The sequence below is a fragment of the Treponema sp. UBA6852 genome (genome assembly GCA_002449305.1).
Classification (GTDB): Bacteria; Spirochaetota; Spirochaetia; order Treponematales; family Treponemataceae; genus Treponema_D.
This window is the reverse complement of record DKDI01000015.1, coordinates 76,747-97,349: the sequence shown is the minus strand read 5'-3', so window position 1 is coordinate 97,349 and position 20,603 is coordinate 76,747. Positions and strand designations below refer to the sequence as shown.

The 20,603-nt window shown below is 41.2% G+C and carries 16 protein-coding genes; 6 read left to right on the top strand and 10 right to left on the bottom strand.

Annotation, left to right across the window (positions count from 1 at the left end; genetic code table 11):
• Window positions 1-14 precede the first annotated feature (14 nt).
• The 3 genes from B3209_RS04225 to B3209_RS04215 form a co-directional block, all read right to left on the bottom strand.
• The gene (locus tag B3209_RS04225) at window positions 15-1,358 is read right to left on the bottom strand and encodes an MATE family efflux transporter (protein WP_296662206.1); all 1,344 of its coding nucleotides are present in this window, start codon (window positions 1,356-1,358) and stop codon (window positions 15-17) included.
• 232 nt (window positions 1,359-1,590) lie between these two features.
• On the bottom strand, window positions 1,591-2,526 hold the full coding sequence (gene cysK / locus B3209_RS04220) for a cysteine synthase A (RefSeq protein ID WP_296012252.1): 936 nt from the start codon (window positions 2,524-2,526) through the stop codon (window positions 1,591-1,593).
• 507 nt (window positions 2,527-3,033) lie between these two features.
• Complete coding sequence (locus B3209_RS04215; RefSeq protein WP_296662217.1) at window positions 3,034-3,462, bottom strand: RrF2 family transcriptional regulator; 429 nt, start codon at window positions 3,460-3,462, stop codon at window positions 3,034-3,036.
• A 317-nt stretch (window positions 3,463-3,779) separates the two neighbouring features.
• On the opposite strand from B3209_RS04215, the gene B3209_RS04210 reads away from it, so the two are divergent.
• From B3209_RS04210 to B3209_RS04200, 3 genes are all read left to right on the top strand, one after another.
• A complete protein-coding gene (locus B3209_RS04210; RefSeq protein ID WP_296689914.1) occupies window positions 3,780-4,487 on the top strand; it encodes an SGNH/GDSL hydrolase family protein in 708 nt (235 codons plus the stop codon).
• 233 nt (window positions 4,488-4,720) lie between these two features.
• Complete coding sequence (locus B3209_RS04205) at window positions 4,721-5,164, top strand: DUF3015 family protein (RefSeq protein ID WP_295800703.1); 444 nt, start codon at window positions 4,721-4,723, stop codon at window positions 5,162-5,164.
• A 52-nt stretch (window positions 5,165-5,216) separates the two neighbouring features.
• Window positions 5,217-7,187, top strand: a complete 1,971-nt coding sequence (locus B3209_RS04200) for a DUF4105 domain-containing protein (protein ID WP_296662216.1) — start codon at window positions 5,217-5,219, stop codon at window positions 7,185-7,187.
• Window positions 7,188-7,266: 79 nt separating this feature from the next.
• Here B3209_RS04200 and B3209_RS04195 read toward each other — a convergent pair whose 3' ends face one another.
• From B3209_RS04195 to B3209_RS04165, 7 genes are all read right to left on the bottom strand, one after another.
• On the bottom strand, window positions 7,267-7,473 hold the full coding sequence (locus tag B3209_RS04195) for a helix-turn-helix domain-containing protein (protein WP_295800696.1): 207 nt from the start codon (window positions 7,471-7,473) through the stop codon (window positions 7,267-7,269).
• Between the two features lie 12 nt (window positions 7,474-7,485).
• Window positions 7,486-8,061 (bottom strand): hypothetical protein, encoded by a 576-nt coding sequence (locus B3209_RS04190; RefSeq protein WP_296689913.1) that lies wholly within the window; start codon window positions 8,059-8,061, stop codon window positions 7,486-7,488.
• Window positions 8,062-8,162: 101 nt separating this feature from the next.
• Window positions 8,163-10,271 carry a methyl-accepting chemotaxis protein gene (locus B3209_RS04185; RefSeq protein ID WP_296662214.1) on the bottom strand — a complete coding sequence of 703 codons (2,109 nt, stop codon included), beginning with the start codon at window positions 10,269-10,271 and terminating at the stop codon, window positions 8,163-8,165.
• A 147-nt stretch (window positions 10,272-10,418) separates the two neighbouring features.
• Complete coding sequence (locus B3209_RS04180; protein WP_296662213.1) at window positions 10,419-11,513, bottom strand: hypothetical protein; 1,095 nt, start codon at window positions 11,511-11,513, stop codon at window positions 10,419-10,421.
• Entirely contained in the window at window positions 11,489-12,718 is a 1,230-nt protein-coding gene (thiI, locus tag B3209_RS04175) for a tRNA uracil 4-sulfurtransferase ThiI (protein ID WP_296662212.1), read from the bottom strand. Before thiI ends, B3209_RS04180 begins: the two co-directional genes overlap by 25 nt.
• 9 nt (window positions 12,719-12,727) lie before the next feature.
• Window positions 12,728-14,602 carry a hypothetical protein gene (locus B3209_RS04170; protein WP_296662211.1) on the bottom strand — a complete coding sequence of 625 codons (1,875 nt, stop codon included), beginning with the start codon at window positions 14,600-14,602 and terminating at the stop codon, window positions 12,728-12,730.
• A gap of 19 nt (window positions 14,603-14,621) precedes the next feature.
• Entirely contained in the window at window positions 14,622-16,313 is a 1,692-nt protein-coding gene (locus B3209_RS04165) for a hypothetical protein (protein ID WP_296662210.1), read from the bottom strand.
• 60 nt (window positions 16,314-16,373) lie between these two features.
• Between B3209_RS04165 and B3209_RS04160 the strand changes: the two genes are divergently transcribed.
• The 3 genes from B3209_RS04160 to priA are packed head-to-tail and all read left to right on the top strand — an operon-like array spanning window position 16,374 to window position 20,414.
• Window positions 16,374-17,600 (top strand): glycosyltransferase, encoded by a 1,227-nt coding sequence (locus tag B3209_RS04160; protein WP_296662209.1) that lies wholly within the window; start codon window positions 16,374-16,376, stop codon window positions 17,598-17,600.
• Window positions 17,597-18,415: a uracil-DNA glycosylase gene (locus B3209_RS04155; protein ID WP_296662208.1), complete on the top strand. Its 819-nt coding sequence runs from the start codon at window positions 17,597-17,599 to the stop codon at window positions 18,413-18,415. The genes B3209_RS04160 and B3209_RS04155 overlap by 4 nt, the downstream gene beginning before the upstream one ends.
• The gene (priA, locus tag B3209_RS04150) at window positions 18,405-20,414 is read left to right on the top strand and encodes a replication restart helicase PriA (RefSeq protein WP_296662207.1); all 2,010 of its coding nucleotides are present in this window, start codon (window positions 18,405-18,407) and stop codon (window positions 20,412-20,414) included. Before B3209_RS04155 ends, priA begins: the two co-directional genes overlap by 11 nt.
• The last annotated feature ends 189 nt before the right edge of the window (window positions 20,415-20,603 follow it).

Sequence of the window (20,603 nt, the reverse complement as noted above, 5' to 3'; positions counted from 1 at the left end):
ACTCGAATTTTGACCTAATATTCACTTCTAGTTATGTTTCTAAGCCACTTTTTGCTTTTGTAGAATGAGAAAACCCAAGGCCACTTTACAAATTCGTCCAGGCACATAAAAAAGTAAACCCATACAACAGGAAGCTTGAATACAAAAGCTGTAAGAATTCCGGCTGTAATTCCATAGCCCCACATATCGATTGTGTCGCAGATTAGACCGAATTTTGTGCATCCGCCTGCACGGAAAACACCGGCAATAAGCATTGTGTTAACAGCAGTTCCCATAACATAGTAGACATTTATAAAAAGCATCTGCTTTAAATAATGCATTGCCAAAGTTGAAAGTGAAGCGTATTTTAGAACAAACGGAATTGAAATGAATATCAAAAGCCCGCCAAACGCTCCTGCAATAACTGTAACTTTAAGAAATTCCTTTGCGCCTTTTTCAGCCTCGTCAATCTTATCTGCACCAATCAAGTTTCCTACAATAATGCCGCCCACCGCAGCAACAGCATAGCAGAACACAGTGGCAAAGTTGCGCACAACGCATACAATCGAATTCGCCGCCACAACATCAGAGCCAAGCCGCCCCATGATTGCAACGTAGGCAGAAAAAGCTGCGCCCCAGGAAACATCATTCAGCAAGGCAGGCAAAGACATCTTAAAAAAATCCTTGGCAAGAGAGCGGCTTTTTATAAACATATAGGAAAACTTAAGCTTTATGTCCTTGCTCCGGGCTGAAACAATAAAGCAGCCTGCAACACAAACAGATTGAGAAATGCAAGTAGCAAGAGCAACTCCGCGGATTCCCATTTTTTCAATTCCAAAAAACCCAAAGATAAAAACCGCGTTAAGAATGATGTTTAAGAAAAATCCCAGGCCGTTAAAAAACGTTGCCACCGAAACACGGTTTGCGCTTCTAAGCATAGAAAAGTAAGTATTTGAAACCGCCCACAAAAGATAAAACACCCAAATTATGCGAAGATATTCCGCGCCTTCTGCAATCAAAACAGGGTCAGCCGTATAAACGCGCATAAGTTTTTCCGGAAACAACGACGCGCCAATAGAAAAGGAAAGCGCAACAGCAAGCGAGCATTTAAGCGCAATTCCTTCAATTGCCTCAAGAGCCTTAAAATCTTTTTTACCAAAATACTGAGCCGCAAGAAGAATAGAGCCTGAGCTTATTCCAGAATAGAACATAAAGACAAGAGCCGAGTACTGAGTTGCAAGAGAGCCTGCCGCAATAGCGTCCTGACCTACACTGTTCAGCATTATAACATCTACAGAGCCCATCATGGCGGCGAATATATTTTGCAGAATAATAGGAAAAAGCATTTTTAATGAATCTTTGTAAAACTGTTTGTCCATAATTTTCTCCCAACATATTTATGTTAGAAAATATATATAACATTTGTTCTAGTATAATGCAACACAGAACAAACAAACTGAGCAACAAGTGCGCAAAATTTGATGGAAAAAGATTGCTAAACGTGTTTACTATGCAAACATCACAGTGCCAAGCACGACAATGATAGGTAAAAGATAGATAATGATAAAAAAAACCGGGCAAAAACCCGGCACTTATGGTAAAATTTTTAAATTAGTCTGCAAACAATGGAGTTGAAAGGTAGCGGTCTCCTGAATCTGGAAGAAGAGCCACAATAACTTTTCCTTTGTTTTCAGGACGCTGGGCAAGAATCTTTGCAGCCTTTAGAGCAGCTCCGCTTGAAATTCCAACAAGAATTCCTTCTGACCGCGCAAAAGCCTTTCCTTCAGCAAAAGCATCGTCATTTTCTATGGCAATAATTTCATCGTAAATCTTTGTGTCGAGCGTTTCTGGAACAAATCCTGCGCCGATTCCCTGAATTTTATGAGAGCCGGCAGTTCCTTTTGAAAGAACAGGGCTTGAAGCAGGTTCAACAGCAACAACTTTTACAGCCGGATTCTTCGACTTTAGGAACTCTCCTACGCCGGAAACAGTTCCGCCAGTGCCTACGCCAGCAACAAAAATGTCAACTTTTCCGTCTGTCTGGCTCCAGATTTCAGGGCCTGTAGTTTCGCGGTGAGCTTTAGGGTTAGCCGGATTTACAAACTGACCGAGAATAACAGAGCCGGGAATTGATTTTTGAAGTTCTTCTGCCTTTGCAATCGCGCCTTTCATTCCTTTTGCGCCTTCTGTAAGAACAAGCTCAGCTCCATAAGCCTTTAAAAGATTGCGGCGTTCAACGCTCATTGTCTCTGGCAAAGTCAAAATTGCTTTGTAACCTTTTGCAGCGGCAACAGCGGCAAGTCCGATTCCTGTGTTTCCAGAAGTAGGTTCAATTATAGAAGCTCCCGGCTTTAGAATGCCTTTTTTTTCGGCATCTTCAATCATTGCAAGCGCGATTCTGTCTTTTACGCTTCCGGCCGGATTCAGATATTCCAGTTTTGCAAGCAAGGTTGCGTTTTCAATGCCGCTAGCCTTTGAATAATTGTTGAGCTTTAGAATCGGTGTGTTTCCAATCAGTTCTACTACGCTTTCCTTAATGTCTGCCATATCCGGCCTCCTGCAAGTTTATATTCCTACTTAAAATATAGGTTTTATGCGGTTATACTAGCTTTTATTTCCTATCAAGTCAATAGGGTTTTGTGATTTATTATTATTTTTACATAATCTTATGTCATTCCTGTGCCCCGACACAGAAATCTGTTACACTGTCATTGCCGTACTTGATACGACAATCTCTAAAGAAGCCCCCCCACGATCAAGTCGGGGAATGACAGTAAATGGTGTCTTAACCAGACATACTTTGGAATTGTACTATCAAGTATACTCTTTTTGTACACAGAATATTCTGCTTTTGTACGCTCAGAATAATCTTTTTGTACGCAAAACATTTTATTTTTGTACGGCCAGGATTATCTTTTTCTACGCTCAGCATTTTACTTTTGTACGCAGAACATTTTGTTTTTGTACGGTCAACATAATCTTTTTGGACGCTAAGTATTTTGCTATTAGGCGATTAGGATAATATTTTTGTACGCAAAGATTAATAAAATCTGCTTATATTACCCAGTCGCTTACACTTTCAGGCTTTAGAAGATCGGAAATTTTTACGCTGTATAGATAGTTTGAAATTATAGTGTCCAGTTTTTCCCACATGGGGAGCGTCTTGCATTCAGCAGAGCGAGGACAGCTTTCAGCATTTTCTTCAAGGCAGGTAACAGGGGCTAAAGTTCCTTCTGTAAGCTTTAAGATCTCGCCAACGGAATATTCGTCAGCGTCTTTTGTGAGCCTGTAGCCGCCTTTTTTTCCGCGTAATCCTTCAACAAAGCCTGCCTTAACCAAAAGAGCCACAATGCTTTCAAGATATTTTAGCGACACATCCTGATTTTCAGCAATGATATTTAATGGAACAAACTCGCCTTTTCCGTGCGAACAAAGCTCTATTATAACACGAAGCGCATAACGCCCTCTTGTTGAAATCAGCATAAACCGTAACCTCTTTTTTATTTTCCTATCTTATCACAAGGATTATTAAGTTTCAATGTGATTTTTTGGAGGAAAGACAACCCTCTACTTAGAAAGTGAAGCGATTTTATCGCCGTTTTCTTTGCTCATAATTACTACAGTAGTAAGGTGATGATTAGTACACTAATAATGAGGCAATTACTGCACTAAATGGGTGTTTATTAATGTATTAATAAAGGAAGCGTTTAGCGCAGTATTTAAAGGGTAGTTTACGAGAAGCCACTATCAAAAGCTAAAAAAAAATGAAACTTAACGGTGCTCAATGTGTCTAACAAGGCATGGAAAATGGAATTAACACAGTCTCTGTATATGGAGATTCAATTTTAAAGGGCGCAGTTACAGGAACAGGAAGCGGACATCTTTTTGACATAACAAAGAATGACAGCCTTTCTCTTGCAGCCGCAAAATTAGGATTCAAACTGAACAACCAAAGCGTGTTCGGAAACATAATTACAAAAAGCTACAAGAGGTTTTTGCGTGATGTTGAGCGGAATGCGCTGGGCGACCTTGCAATAATAGAATCCGGCGGAAACGACTGCGATTATGACTGGGCGAAAGTATGCTCCGGGGAAAACACAAATCCGCGTGTAAGCATAGACGAATTTATAAGCACAATAGATACAATGGTAAACACTTGTCGCCAAAACGGAACAACTCCGCTTATTATGACAATGCCGCCTCTTGTTCCAGAGCGATGGCTTTTGCACATTTGCCGCGGATATGACGAGCAGAAAGTAAAAGCGTTTGTGAATTCAGACATTATGACGCTGTACCAAAACCAGGAAACATACAATGCGCATCTTGTAAAATACAGTTTTCAAAACAACGTTCAGCTTGTGGATATGAGGCTTGCATTTCTTGAGTCCAAAAAAGACAAAGAACTTATGTGCCAGGACGGAATCCACCCTAACGAAAAAGGATACAGGTTCATGGCGGAAATCTGGGAAAAAGAGCTTCCAAAAGTAAAAAACGAATTTCCAAAATAGAGCCCATCATCTGTCATTCCTATGCTACGACACGGGAATCCGCTTTTATTATTCAATAAATTAGCCCGACTGTCGAGTTTTGATAAGAACAGTAATTTAAGTTTTTTGTTAATTTAAGGTAATGACTATTCATTTTCTTGACTTTTTGAAACTGTTGCTTTATCATTTATAAAACTAAAAGGAGAAACAAAAGCTTCATTGCTATGTTTTTCTGAAAAACCTTGGAGGCTCTTATGTTTAAGGGTAAATTGGCTGCTGCAGTAGCTGTTGTATCATTGGCACTTTCTACAAGCGCTTTTGCAACAAAAGTTGGACCTGGTCTCGGTTGGATTCTTTTCGGACAACAGAGCGGACCTGCTTACGACTTGCTTGCTGCTGTAACAAACGGCACTCTCTGTTCAGGTCTTTTCGCTATCACATTCGGAACATCTGGATACGATGGCGGACTTATCGGAATGGAAGAGACAGACAAGTTCATCGCAGACAACATGGATGCACTTGCAACAGACATCGCTATGGGCGAAGGCGAGTATGTTGACACACTCTCTGCAATGCTCAACGTTTCTGACAGTGTAGCTTTCAAAGCTGCTCTTCAGGCAAACTTTGACAACATCTTCTCTTCTTCAGACGTATCTGCAGCTGAAGTAAGCGGAAAGATTTACTCACTCGTTGGCTAAGTTGGACATTTCGTCTAAAAGAACAGGGTACGGCCGCAAAGTCGTACCCTGTTTGTTTTTACTTGCAGCTTCATTTTTCCTGCCAGTATTTGCAGATGAAGACAGCCCCGCAAAAAATACTGCGGACGCTGTAGACTTTTCAGGAAAACTAGAAGCAATTTCAAAATTCTCATCAATAGAACCGGCTTCAGGCTACGAACAAAAAGCGCAGGACGCTGTAGACAAGGCATTTTACATGGAGCTTTACAATGCGCCATACTGGAAAACACTTTTGCATTACAAGCCTTCTCCATTCCACAAAAACAAAAGCCTTGTGGACGACCCGATGTTTTTTTTATCTAAAAAAGGTAAGACAAACCCAAAGGCAGAGCTTGAAGAAACAATAAAAGCTTTTTTTTCGCCTGCCCCGGGCAAAGACGAGCGGCACGCAATAGAGCGTTTTCCAGGCAGATTCAAATGGATTTGCAACGAGCTGAATCTTTCAAAAGAAGATTTTCCTTATGACGGGGATGCGTATTATCAGTCAATTGTAAAAAAAGTAAATCCCGGAGACGTTTTCCTTGTATTTCCGGCAGGCTTTCTTAAAAATCCGGCTTCAGTTTTTGGGCATACATTCTTGCTAATGGAATCAAAAGGATTGTCGCGTCTTCTTGCAAACTCAATAAATTACGGTGCTGTAAGCAACATAACAGGCGGAGTAATGTACGCAGTTCTTGGACTTGTTGGAGGATTCCGCGGATATTTTTCATTTGTTCCTTACTACGAAAAAATCAAGCAGTATGCCAACATGGATATGCGCGATATGTGGGAATACCGCCTGAATTTTTCAGAAGAAGAAAAAGACAGAATGCTGCGCCACATTTTTGACCTTTCAGGCATCTATTCAAGGTACTTCTTTATAAGCGAAAACTGCTCGTATAACTTGCTGTTTCTAGTTGAAGCCGCCAAGCCCGAAACAGACATAACTAATATTCTAAGCGGCGTTGTAGAGCCAATTGAAACTGTAAAAACCATCTACAAAATAGGACTTACTAACCAAGCGGAATACAGACCTTCTGTATACTCAAAGTTGGAATTTCAAAAGACACAACTTACACACAAGCAGAATAAATATGTAAAAGATGTTTGCCTTGGAAAAAAGACAACGCAGGATTTTCCATTCCGCGACTTGCCGAAGGAAAAACAGGCGGAAATTTGGGAGCAGGCGTCTGACTATCTTACTTCCCTCTTGAACAGCCAGAAAATTTCACCAGATGAATACAGACCGCGCTTTGTTTCAGTTCTTTCGGAGCGTAGAAAACTCGGTAAAATAGAAGAGAAAGCAAGTATAATAGAACCGCCTCACCCGGAAAAGGCGCACGGTTCCAAAAAGATTTCTATTCACGGCGGAAAAGACATAGAAGGCGCGTACACTGGCTTAGAATTCCGTCTTACAGCCCACGAGCAGCTTGAAAGCCCGGCAGGATACGCTTCAAACTCTGAACTTGTGTTCGGCGAAATTGACCTTAGAGTGCATCCACAGGAAACTGACTTTTACTTAAAAAAAGCCCTGTTTGCATCCATAATCTCGCTGCCGGTTTCTGACTTATATTTTTTCAACAGCGCAATGGACATTGTAGCAGGACTTGACTCAAACCCGAATGAAGACAAAGAAGAAGATCTTGCATTCAGACTGAAAGCGATGTTTGGAACAAGCATAAAGCCTGCATCTTGGATTCAGCCGTATTTTCTTGCAGGAGTTGATATTTATGCTTCTCCAAAGTACGAAAGAAAGCATTTCCGCACAGATCCGCTTATTGGCGCAGAGCTAGGTTTTATAACAACAGCAGGAATCTGGAAAAACAAGATTGCAGCAAGCGCGCTTCAGTCACCGTTCGACAAAGACCATTTAAGGATTCAGGCTAGCGTAAACGAAGGTTTTAACATTGCCCAGAATATTTCACTTAAAGGCGGCTACTCTTTCAATATGGACTGGGGCGAATGGTGGCATGAGTTTTCTGTTTCGTTCAATGCGTATTTTTAGAGATTGCAATATATGCATTTAGATTTTCGGGTCAAGCCCGAAAATGACAAAAAGGATACTTTTGGGACATTCCCGACATTTATTCCTCGTACTTTAAGATGTCTCCGGGCTGGCAATGGAGTATGCGGCACAAGGCTTCAAGTGTAGAAAAGCGTACTGCCGTTACTCTGTTGTTTTTTATCTTTGAAAGGTTTACGTTTGTTATTCCGACTTTTTCAGCTAAGTCATTCAATGAAATTTTCCGCTCAACCATTATGCGGTCAAGATGCAATACAATGTTTCCCATAATACTCCGCCCCTATATAAGCCCTTCGACTTCTTCTTCAAGTTTTATTCCGTAGGCAAAAATGCGCGAAAAGCAAATCATTGCAATTCCCATGGCGATTCCTACAATCTGAACGCTGGTCTCGCAAAAGTCTGAGCCAAGAGAAATGCGGGCAATAAGGCTCAAGACAAGTCCAGTCATAGGAATCATTATGCTAAAAATACCGATTTCCCGGACCATTCTGACAACATCTTTTTGAAACGGAGTTTTTCCCTTGCTGAACCAAGTGCGCCCTTCGCAAGTTTTGATTATAAGATAAATGTTTCTGAAAATCATTGCCATACAAAGCATTGTAAAGATTCCAGCGAACGTAAAAATTCTGACTGCGCCCAAAATAGGCTCTCCATTCGGAGCTTCAATCATAATCTGAAATCCGTTTGTGGCGATTGTGCCATTATCAATGTTGGCAAGAAGAAAAGATGCAAGAAGATGTGGACGTGCAAAAGAAAGAACTGCGGAAATGACCATGAGAGCGGAACACACAAAGAAAACAATTTCAAAGAACTTTGAAATTGTTTTTGCAAGCATATTAAAATTTTTACTGGACATAAAAAAGCTCCTATAGAATATATCCTACAGGAGCCTTAATAGTTTGTCAATAAATTTTTATCGTATTATAACAACAACAATATGTTTTACGATAACTTTTATTATACTTTGAAGCGGTCAATCTGATCTGCAATATTCGAAATAGAGCCTTTTACTTTTGAAGAAATCTCGCTCAAGGCTGCTCCAGTTTCGTTTATCTTCTTTGCGCCAATCGCCATTTCGTCCATGCTTTCTTTCATAACCATTGTGGCATCCTGAAGCCGTTTTACTTCCTCAAGGATTGCCTGGTTTCCGGCAGACATTTCAGAAGATGCGTTGCGTACTTCAGAAGAACTGTCGTTCATGGAATGAAGAGCTTCGTTTATCTGCTTAGAGCCTTCTGTCTGCTCTTCCATTGCCGATTTTATCTGAACAACAAGCTGGTCTGTGTCCTTGATTTTTTTGGAAACACTTTCAAATGCCGAGCTTGATTCTGCGGAAGAAGCAACAACTTCATCGATAGACTCGCGGATATTGTTAAGCTGGTCGCCGATTGTCTTTGACTGAGAAGTAGAAGTTTCAGAAAGCTTGCGGATTTCGTCTGCAACAACACTGAATCCTTTTCCGGCTTCACCTGCGTGGGCAGCTTCGATTGCGGCGTTCATGGCAAGAAGATTTGTCTGACTTGCAATTGAAGAAATCGCAGCGTTTGCCTCCTGAAGCATTGCGGACTGCTTTTCAATTTTTTCTATCTGCTCGTTTACAATCTGCTGCTTAGAGAAACCGTTCTGCGCGTCAGACTGAAGCTCGCTGAATGAAGAAGCCATTTTATCAACTGATTGATTTACAGAAGAAATATTTCCAATCATCTGCTCAACAGCGGCAGAAGCCTGGCTTACACCTGCTGTCTGGTTTTCAATCATTCTTTCAAGTGAAGAAATATTTGAAGCGATTTCGTTTACAGCGCCTGCGGTTTCTTCGACACTTGAGCTTTGGCTTACAATCTGATTTCTTACGCTGTCGATGTTTGCAAGAATCTGTGTGATTGCTCCAGCCGTGTTCTGCGTGCTTTCTTCAAGAACTTCTCCTGCGCTAGAAAGCTCATTTTTAGAAGTTTTTACATCAGAAATAATTTCCTGCAATTTGCCTACAAATTTATTGAATCCTTTTACAACAAAGCCGATTTCGTTGTTGGAATTTATTTCAATTCTTTGTGTAAGGTCAGCGTTGCCGGAAGCAATTTTTGTTATTGCCCCGTCAAGAGTATTCAAAGGCTTTATTGCACGGTACATAAGGAAGCCTGCTATGCTTACAAGAAGAATCGCGCTTATAAGAGAAAGCAAAGCCATCTTCCCCATCATTGAAGAAATTGTAGAATAAATTTCTTTCTGCTGAATCGAAACTGCCATTGACCATGAAGTGCCTCCTACCGGCGTGAAGCTGATAAATTCCAGCTCATCATAAATTCCTTTTAGCCAGGCGTGTCCTGTTTCGCGGCTGACCATTCGCTTGGCAAGTTCTCCCATATCCTCGTGCCCTTCCGAATAGCCTGTAAGGAAGTTGCGCTTGTTTATCCAGTCTCTGTTCGGGTGAGAAATGACAGTTCCGTCGTCGGCAAGAACAAACGCATATCCTGTGTTTCCAACTTTTATATTGCTGATGATTTCGCCTAAATTTTTTGACTGCATTACGCCCGAAATAAGACCGATATTCTTTCCGTTGCGTACAATCGCGCGTGTTACGTGAATTACAGACTGCCCAGTTGTTCTTGAAACCACTGGATCATCGATGAATTTTGTTTTTCCATCCTGCATTATCGCCTTAAAATACGGACGGTCGGAAATATCGATGCGTTTTCCAGTGTCTGTATAGGCAATTCCATCAGAACCTGCAAGCATTATGTAATCGAACTCTGATATGCGGTGATCTTCCTGAGAAACAAGCCATTGGCGCATTTGGTCAAAAGTTCCTTCTAGGGCCATATCCGAATTCACATAGAAATTCATAGCGTAGAAATAGGCGTCAATCTTTTCTGAAATTACCTGCGAATAAGCAGCTGCAACAACCCCATAGTCATTTGCCGAATCCTCAAGCTGAGACTTTTTTGTGATTTCTCCTGTTACAATAATCTGCAGGGCATTAAAACATACAATTGAAATGCCTACAAAAAGAACAAGCCGGAACACAAGGCTCTTGCGTTTTTCGGTATTTGACGAAGCATTTTCTCCCATAATAATAAAGTCCTCCTTAAAAATACAAACCACTAAAAACTTCAAGCTTTTAGTGGTTCTTAACAATACACTTGTTCTAAATTATATAACAAAATCTTCATCTGTCAACTTTTTTTACAAGTACCCCCCCCCGTCTAATAAAAAAAATTATTTTCCTAAATCAAGGATGCGGCGGTTCCAGTCTTTTGGAGGATCTTCTATTATGCTCCAGTCAAAGTCAAGAATTCCGTGCGGAGGAAAAAGCGGCTTAGGAGGCGGAGGATTTTTGGAAAGATTTTCAGCAAGAATTTCTTCAAGAGTTTTTCCAGTTTCAAGCGTTAAATAAGGCTCGCCGAATGCGCAGATTGTTGAAAAAACATTTTCGTTCGGAACTTGAATTCCATTTAAGTCATTTGAAGCATTTATCTTTAAGACTGAATTAAAAGTGCAATCAGCCGGAAAAGAAGAAATTTTTTTCACGCTGCGGATTTTTGTCCTGCGCCCTGTAACGCAAGTAAAAATTTGACCGGCAACAACAAGATGCTTTGGCACAGAATATTCAGTTCCTTCTTCAGAAAAAAGAGCCTGAGCTGAACTGTCGTATTCCATGTCGGTTTTCCAGTAGCGGATTTGGTAAACTGCTGAATCCGTGGCAAAATAAGACAAAAGTTCCTTGCTTGAAATAGGCGGACTTATTAAAATTCCAGAAGCGTTTCCAGAATCTTTCCAAAATCCAGAAAGTCCTGCTTCTCCGCTTTGCCTTACAACGAATTTTAGAAAAAGCTTGTCGCCAATTACAGCAACAGGAACATTGTAAATTTCTTTTCTATTCGGATATTTTATTTCAAGATTCCAGGCGCCGGACGTAATTCCGTTTGCATAAAGAAGCGAGCCGTCATCTTGCAAAACGCCCTTTCCGTCTGAACGCAAAAAAAGCTCGTCCACAAGCGGAACATATTTTATGCTGATTTCCTGCGCCGGATTTTTTGAAGTTGTGTTGTTTACATCGCGCGGATTTTTCTCTGAATAAATTCTACTTTCTGCCGCGCGGTCATCATACCAAGTGTAGAAAGTTCTAAGCACAGCTTGAGGAATCGCTCCGCCATCATCAGAAACATAGCCTGAATCAAAGACAAAATATCGGCTGGAATTTTTCCACACACCTTTTAAAAGCTGCGGAACTTCATTTTTTTCTTCCTGCGAAAAAACTTTGAGTGAGAAAAGTAAAAAAACAAATGTTAGGAATTTTCTTCTAAAGCCCATTTTTCCCCGATAACGTCTCTTATTGAGTATCGGAAAATCTGACGCTCATCAAAAGACTTTTGAATGAGAGAATCAATTTCCATGGAATCGTAAATTTTCTTTGCTTCTTCTATAGTTGCGCGCAAAACAGGATGCTTGGGGCTAAACAAAACACAGCAGTCTTCATACGGAAGAATTGAAGTTTCGTAAGTTCCAATGAAATTCGCCGTGTCCATAATTTCTTCTTTGTCCAAGCCAATCAGCGGACGGACTAAAGGCTTTTCTGCAAAGCTTTCTGTAACTGCAAGATTTTCAATTGTCTGGCTTGCAACCTGCCCCAAACTTTCGCCTGTAATTATGCAGTCGCAGTTAATCCGCTCGGCAAGCATATTGGCAGCTTTCATCATGCAAAGGCGGAGCATCAATGTTGAGTAGGCTTCCGGCGCTTTTTGTTTTATTTTCATCTGAACTTCAGTAAATGAAATCACATTAAGATGAGTGTCGTTTCCGTACTGCGCGATAATTTTTGCAAGGTCTTGAACTTTCTGCTGGGCTTCCTGCGAAGTATATGGATAAGAATGAAAATAAACGCATTCAACTTTCATTCCGCGGCGCATCATTCTGTAGCCCGCAACCGGACTGTCAATTCCGCCAGAAAGAAGCAAAAGACCTTTTCCGCTCACGCCGACAGGAAGACCGCGGCAAGTTTTTTTCTGGGCGCAGTAAACATAGCATTTTTCGCGCACTTCAATATTAATGGAAACATCCGGCTTGTGCACATCAACATCAAGTGTCCCATCGTCAAAAAGAACTCCGGCAACTTCTGTGGCAATCTCGTAGGAATTAAGCGGAAAATCTTTGTCTTCACGGCGCGCTTCAATTTTAAAAGTCTTTGCTCCGTTTGACTTTGCAACTTCTCCTTCTTTTCTAACGGCAGTTTTTATAGCTTCAAGATTTTTTTCAACAGCCTGAACTTTTGCCCAGCCGGTGATTCCAATCAAATGGTCAAGCGCGTATTCAACTGCGTCGCAAGAATTTTTTGTGCAGCAAACGTAAAGACGGCCCGAAAGAAGTTTTACTTTTGCCTCGACAGTTTCCAAAGCAAGCCGGATATTGCACAAAAGCTGCTTTTCAAACACACGGATATTTCCGCCTTTAAGTGTAAGCTCGCCAAGTTTTCCAAGATAGGTTTCTGTATAAAAATTTGTGTCGATTTCAGTTTTCATTTTTAGCCGTTAAAATCTTATTGTTACGCCAAAGTTAAAGAAAAGATTCAGTTTGTTTGTAAGCTGGTCAACCCAAGCACCTTTAAAGCTATCTACAATTGCAATTGCTTCAGCTGAGTCCAAATCATATTTTTCTCCGTCTTTGACTTTACGGAATCCAACAATTTCGCCAGTTCCGCCTCCGTTTCCGTCATCATCTTTTTCATAAACTGGAATTATATCTTCATTTCCGCCTGGAAACATCTGGTTTGCAACACCATAATTGTGAATGTATTCAAATGTGCATCCGGCATTCAGCGAAACGCGAGTCCCTTTTTTGGTAGGCTTAAAATCGTACTTTACATTCAATGAAGACTGGAGCGTAAACTGAACGTGCTTTTGGTTCAGCCAGTTCATGGAATCCCAAGCAGAAGAAACGTGGTTTCCGGAATTTGAATCGTTGGCGGCGAACATTGAATGAGTGTAAACAGAGCCGTCTGTGGAATAAACATCCTTGTCCGCTAAAAGATAAATCATGGCTTCTTCTGTGTCTAAAGTTTCGCAGACATTTCCGTGGCGAGAGTAAGTTGTTCCCATTGACAAAGTGAGTTGCTTAAAAGGCTTTAAGTCAACGGAAAATTTTACAGCGTCTGAGTTCGGTTCATACTGCGAGCCAATCAAAACACCAGCATTTGTGCAGTTCTGGTAGTTTATTGTCGAATCAGAAATTGAAGCCAAACTGTCGCTGTCGTACTGCCAGTGGCTGTAAGTGTATGGAAGTACAAAAGTGTAGTTAAAATCCAGCCGGTCAAGAAATGAATTTTCTGGAGTGTAGATAAGTCCAGTTTTTACAGCAAGTCTGTACTTTGAGTCGAAATTCAATTTAAAGAAATCTTCCGCCGGAAAGTCATCGCACATTATGTCTGTTTCCCACAAAACTCCTGGAGCAGGCTTTATGTCAATTAAAAGTCCCATCGCAAGATTGTCGCTAGCACCTCCAATTCCCTGGGCAACCATATAAGGAACTGGCAAAATATACGAGAGGTCAAGGCGTTTTCCGTAGACTGCGCTTTCATAAAATGAAACTTTCAAAAAATCAAAAGGCTCATAGCCCACCGCATGGAAAGCCATTACTTTATCTGGGGCTAAAGTTGAAAGATCACCGTCATAAGATGAAGTTGCGCCAATCATGGAAAGTTCCTGAACATAAGAAAGCTTGTCATGCAAATATGTTAGCGAAATGTTTCCAGAATGGTAGCTTGTGTCATTAAGAGAAAGCCCTTCATTTATAAACGCTGAATATCCGCTCCTGTAAATTCCACCCTGAACAAAAAGATTTTTATAGCCAAGCGCAACAATGCTGTTAACGTCAAGATACATTTCAATCGGACCGACTTCTGTAGCGTCAAAAATAGAATCGTGGAACGAATTTGAATACTGCGGCATAAAATCTGTGTCTGTCGCATTTGAAACCGCAAATCCCGCGCCATATCCAAGCGAAACAAAATCTTCTTTAAATCCCAAGTCGCCTTTTATTGCAGGATAAAGGGCAAGCATTTTTGAAGTGCTGTAAGACTGCTTTTCGTCCTTTTCTTCCATTTCGCGCTTAATGAAAAAATCAGTTTCAAAAGTTATGTGGTAAGGCTTGCCGACTACACGCTCATAAATTTCAGTTGCAATTTCCTTGTCTTTTTCGCAGCCATTTTCAATTACTTCCTGAAGAATCGACTTTACGTTTGCAAGCGGATAAGGACGGATTGGAGGCACATTTGAAACAAGCCCGCGGTTTTCCCAGATTAAAGCGTATTTATAAAATTCATCAGACGGGTCAACAGAAACTTGAGAAAAACAAAAAGCTCCAGCAAAAACAAAAACAGCGGCAACAAAAAGTTTTTTTAACTTCATTAATATTTCCTTCAATTGATTACAAAATTTTTATATTTGCAGCAAAAGCAACTTCAAATCCGTTTTCATTTCTGCCGCTTTCATTGCCATAATTTATAATAAACGTATATGACGGCTGAAGCACAAAAGTTATATTTTCCTTAGGGCTGAAAGTTCCGCGCAAAGAAACAACATTTACATATTCGTTAGTTCCAGACGGCGTAGAAGCTTTCTGGCGTTTTTTTGCCTCGTCGCTTCCTTGAGAATCTGAATCCGGAAAAATCCAGTTCTCGCGGTTTGCTTTACCTTCTTCGCTGTCATCGATTATGTATTCATTTCCTTCGTGCCAGTCAATATTCTTGAAAATTTTTGTGCCGGAATTTTTTCCGCAAGCCTTTAAAAGATAAGACGCTCCCAAAGACCATTTTGCAGGTTTTTCGTATTCAATGCTCAGTTTGCCGGAAATTGTGTCAGGACCAAATGGCGTTCCAAGCCATTCATAGAAAACATATTTTGTGTCGCCAAGATTTTCGCGGTAGTTGCGCACCATGCTCCAGTCCGGACTTTCCTTTATGTACATATATGCGTCTGTGTAAGTTCCTTCAAGCCAAAAGTGAAAGTATCCATCATTACAAGGAACAAAAGATTCGATTCCTCCCTGAAAAGCAAGCCCGTTCGGCGTTGTATCGTCTTTAAAGTTTGAAGTTTCGTATGCAGTCTGAAACTGTGTCATTGCAAATTCGCCGTACAACCTCAAAAATTTTACAGGCGTGTAGGCAAGTTTTAATGCAAAATAATCGCACGTGTTGCTTTCGTTGCTTCCGTAGTCGCGCCAAGCTGCAAATCCATGGAAAATTGTCCAAGGATTCAGATAGCGAAGTTCCATTGGCGCAAAAACAAGCAAAGATTCCCTTGCGGTAAACTGAAGTTTTTTAAAAAAGCGGAAATTGATTTCATGCGAATAAAGATATTTGTCCACATTGAACTGATTCACGTTCATGGAATATCTGAAATTCGGCGTGTAAAATCCAAGTTCCAAATAGCTGGAGCCAGTGAAATATCTGCTTTGCGCAATGCTTCCTGTCAATGAACGTGTAAAATCAGAAGCTCCTCTTCCAATCTGAAAAGTCAAAGCCGCGTTTTCTGTAAAATTATGGCTTGTGCTGAAATATCCTGTATCCGGGAAATTTATGTCGATTTCATCAGCCGCAAGTGGAACGCTCAAAAAATTGTCGTTGTCTTCTTTTGTATTTTTATTCAGCGCAAGTTTTCCTTCAAACATCATTGTAAAGTAATCCGCGCCTTCAATTTTTACAGGAACATAAAGAAAGTCGCCCTTATCGTAACGTCCGTAGTTCCATTCCAAATCATCATTCTGCTTGTAATAGCCTTCCGCATTGAGTTCAAGCTCAAAGCCAAGTTTTATTAAATCTGGCCCGAACTGAAAAGATTCCTGCAAGCAATAATTTTTTATTCTGTCATATTGAATTTTGCCGGCAGAACTCAAAGAGCTGTATTCGGCTTCATCAAGGAAAAAAAGAATTTCTCCAACACTCAAAGGCGAACGGTCGGTAAAATCAAGAGTGCCCTGCTCCATTGCAACAGCGGTAAGAGCGTCATAAATCCAATGCCCGCTTTTTACAAGTTCATTTTTTCCGCGCGCAAAAGAAAAAAACGGCACAGAAAGTAAAATAATCCAAAGAAATTTTTTAAATGAACTTAAAATTTTCATAGAAAACAATTTTACTTGATTCTTGCAGAAAGTACAAGTATAGAGTAAAATCGACAGAATATGAAAATCGCGATGTTTACAGACGCATATTTTCCGCGCATAAATGGAGTTACAGTTTCAGTTCATTCTTTTGCGGAAGGACTTTGCAAGCTTGGGCACGAAGTCTGTGTTGTCTGCCTTGAATATACAGAAGAACAGCAAAAAAGCTCTTTCTTTGACGAAAAATCAAATGACGAAAAATCTCCGTTTAAAATTTTAAGAATTCCGTCTGCCGCAATTGCATTTTCAAAAGAAGACAGAATGATGCGGCTGGACAAATGGCATCTAGTAAAAAAATCCATGGACGAATTTCAGCCGGACGTAATTCACATTAACTCAGAATGGACGGTCGGATATTTCGGTGCAATCTATTGCCGCCACCGCCACGTTCCTTTTGTGTTCACTTTCCACACGCTTTGGGAAGACTATCTTGCAAACTACGTAAGCTTTATGCCTGCGAGCGGACTAAAAAAAATCGGAATGGAAGTTGTGCGCTTCTACTTAAAACGAGCCGACGTGATTATAGCTCCTACAAAACGAATCGCTGAAGTCGTAGAAAGATACGGAATAAAACGCAAAGCAAATATTCTTCCAACAGGAATTCCCGACAGCAAGCTTGAATACAGCGAAAAAAAGTCAAAGGCAGTTTACGCAACGCTTTTTAAAAAGTTTCCGGAATTAAAAGGAAAAAAAATTCTGCTTTTTGTGGGACGCATTGTAAAGGAAAAAAATCTTCCGTTTCTTTTTGATGTCTTGGAAAAAGTGCAGAAATCTCAGCCAGACACAGCGCTTTTGTTTGTGGGTGGCGGACCTTACCTGAACGAGCTGAAAGAATCCGCAAAATCACGTGGGCTTGAAAAGTCAGTTTTCTTTACAGGATATATCGACGGAAACGACCTCATTTACTTTTACAAGCTGGCTTGCGTCTTTACATTTCCGAGCAAAACAGAAACGCAAGGGCTTGTTACAGTCGAAGCGATGCTTTCCGCGCTGCCAGTTGTCGCAATCGGTGAAATGGGAACTGTGGACGTAATGCAGGGAGACAACGGCGGCTTTATGGTAAAAGATGATGTGGAAGAATTTTCAAATAAGACGCTAAAGCTTTTGCAAAACGCTTCTCTTCACAAAGAAAAATCAGAGCAAGCCTTGAAATGGGGAAATAAATGGAAAATTTCTTCTCTTACACCAAAGCTCCTTGAATGCTACCAAAAAGCAATCGACATCTGCAAAAAAAGGGAAAGCAAGTGACGGCGGAAGAAAAAAGCAAAGTCTACAATTTTCTAAAAACAGCCTCTTCCTGGAGCTACGGCTACCCGTCGCCAACTTTTAAAGAAGAGCCAGCATTTGAAGACGACATAGAAATTACAGAAGAACATGAAGAAACAAAAGCGCAAGAGCAAGTTCAGACGCAAATTTCTCAAATTCCTGCAGAGCAAAACTCAGCTGAAAAAGTTCCATCTCAAGGCGCAACACTTGAATCAATCGCAGCAAAAATCGCTTTGTGCAAAAACTGCGTTCTGTGCAAGGCAAGGACAAACACAGTTCCGGGCGAAGGCGTTGAAAATCCTTATGTAATGGTAATAGGCGAAGGTCCGGGCGAAGACGAAGACAAAACAGGACGTCCGTTCGTTGGAAAAGCAGGACAACTTCTTGACAAAATGCTTGCGGCGATTTCACTGGGGCGCACAACAAACTGCTACATTGCAAACATCGTAAAATGCCGCCCGCCAATGAACAGAACGCCAATGCCAGATGAAGCCAATGCATGTTCAGGCTATCTTCAGGCGCAAATTCACATTTTAAAGCCAAAGTACATTCTTGCAATGGGACGCACGGCAGTTCAAAATCTTTTGGATACACAGCAAGGAATAAATTCGCTCCGCGGAAAGTGGCTTGAATACAGCCTAGGCGAAACAAAAATACCATTGCTTGCAACTTACCATCCAAGCGCACTTTTAAGAAACGAAAGCCTCAAGCGTCCTGCTTGGGAAGACTTAAAAATTTTCAAAGCCCGCATCTTAAAAGAAATTCCGAACTACGCAGAAAAATTCTATGCAGAATGATTCATCCGCCCCGAATTCAACATACATCGATGTAATCCTTAACGTTCCGCTGAACCAAACTTTTACCTACAGAATTCCAGAAGGCACACAAGACATTGGAAATCCGTTTGGACTGCGCGTGGAAGTGAAATTTGGAAACAGAAAAACTTCTGGCTTTGTTGCCGCCGTCCACAAAACTTTGCCACAAAACTGCGCCGTTCCAGAAGAAAAAATCCGCACGGCAATACGCTACATAGATCAGACTCCGCTTTTAACAAAAGAACTTTTGGAGCTTGCAGAATTTATGAGCGACTACTACATTGCTTCAATCGGGGAATGCGTGTTTGCAATGATTCCTTCAGGCAAGCGCGAAACTGAAATTCCAGGCCTTTCTTTTTCGGAAGACGAGTCTGGATTTGAAAGAAAAGAACTAAGCGAAGAGCAGAAAACAGCCGTAAACGGAATTCTTTCTTCAACTGAAAAATTCCACTATCTTTACGGAACAACAGGAAGCGGCAAAACAGAAGTCTTTTTAAGCGCGGCGGAAAAAATCATGGAATCAGGCAAAGGTGTAATTTATCTTGTGCCTGAAATCGGACTTACGCCGCAAGTTGTAAAAGCTGTACAAAAAAGATTCGGAAGCACAGTCGCAGTCCTTCATTCCGCGCTCACACCAAGCCAGCGTCTCGGAGAATGGAAGCGAATTTTAAGCAGGGAAGCACGGATTGTCGTAGGAGCAAGAAGCGCAGTTTTTGCTCCAGTTCCACAGCTGGGGCTTATAATAATTGACGAGGAGCACGACTCATCATACAAGTCAGGTTCATCCCCGCGATACCACGCAAGACAGATTGCAATGCTTAGATGCAGAAGAAATTCCATTCCGCTTGTAATGGGAAGCGCGACTCCTTCTGTTGAATCCTGGCACTCAATGCAAAACGGTTCAATCATCAGGCACACGCTCACAAAAAGACTTGCAGGAGGAGAAAAGCCCAAAATCAGCTGCGTAAACCTAAGCCTTGAAGCCGACAAGGAAAGCTGCATTTCAAAACCGCTTCAAAATGAAATTCAGTCAGCCCTTTCAGAAAAAAAACAGACAATTCTGTTCCTGAACCGCCGGGGATTCACGCATTTTTTTAGATGCTCAAGCTGCGGATATGAACTAAAGTGCAAAAACTGCTCGGTTTCAATGACATACCACAAAAGCGAAAACCGCCTAAGATGCCACTACTGCGGATATTCTCTTCCACCGCCACAACAATGCCCAAAATGCGGTTCGCTTGACATAGGATATTCAGGATTCGGAACTGAATACATCGAGGCAGAAGTAAAGGCAAAGTTTCCAAACGCAAAAGTAGTGCGCATAGACACAGACTCGCTTCACCACAAAGGGGAACTTCAGGAAAAACTTGATTCATTTAGAAAAGGTGAATATGACATTCTGCTTGGAACTCAAATGGTTGCAAAAGGCTTGAATTTCCCGAACTTAAAGCTTGCAGGAGTTGTCCTTGCAGACACAGCTCTACATTTGCCGGATTTTCGTGCGCAGGAAAAGACATTCGCTCTTATAACGCAGGTTGCAGGCAGAGCAGGAAGATTTTTCCCAGGCGGAAAAGTTATTGTGCAAAGCTACAGCCCTGACCGAGATGCAATAAACTATGCCGTAAAAGGACTTACAGAAGAATTCTATAAGAATGAGCTTGAAGCGCGCCAAATTCTAAACTTTCCGCCTTATTCACGACTTTTGCGCCTTGTGTTCCGTTCACAGAAACCAGACGCAGCCCAAAATGCAGCCCAAAGCGCGTATAACATCCTATACAAGTGCCGTCCGCAGGGAGTCGATATTCTTGGTCCTGCTGAATGTCCGCTTGAAATGGTAAACGGAAGCCATCGCCATCAAATTCTTCTGCGCTCAAAGCAAATCCGACCGCTTCAGGAAATGGCAAAAAAACTCGTGTGGGGATTTAAGCCTCCAAAGGATGTCTACATAGAAACAGACACCGATCCCGTAACTCTTCTCTAATAGCCTTAATTTCGAGTTTTATAATTTAATGTCATTATCGGGCTTGACCCTGCGATGTTTCTGAAAGAAATTCGGTTGATAATCTATTGAAAATTTCCAACAGATTCCTGATCGAGTTTACTGCGTAACCATCGCAGTGTCGTAGCACGGGAATGACACTTAAATTACTGTTCTTATCAAAACTCGACA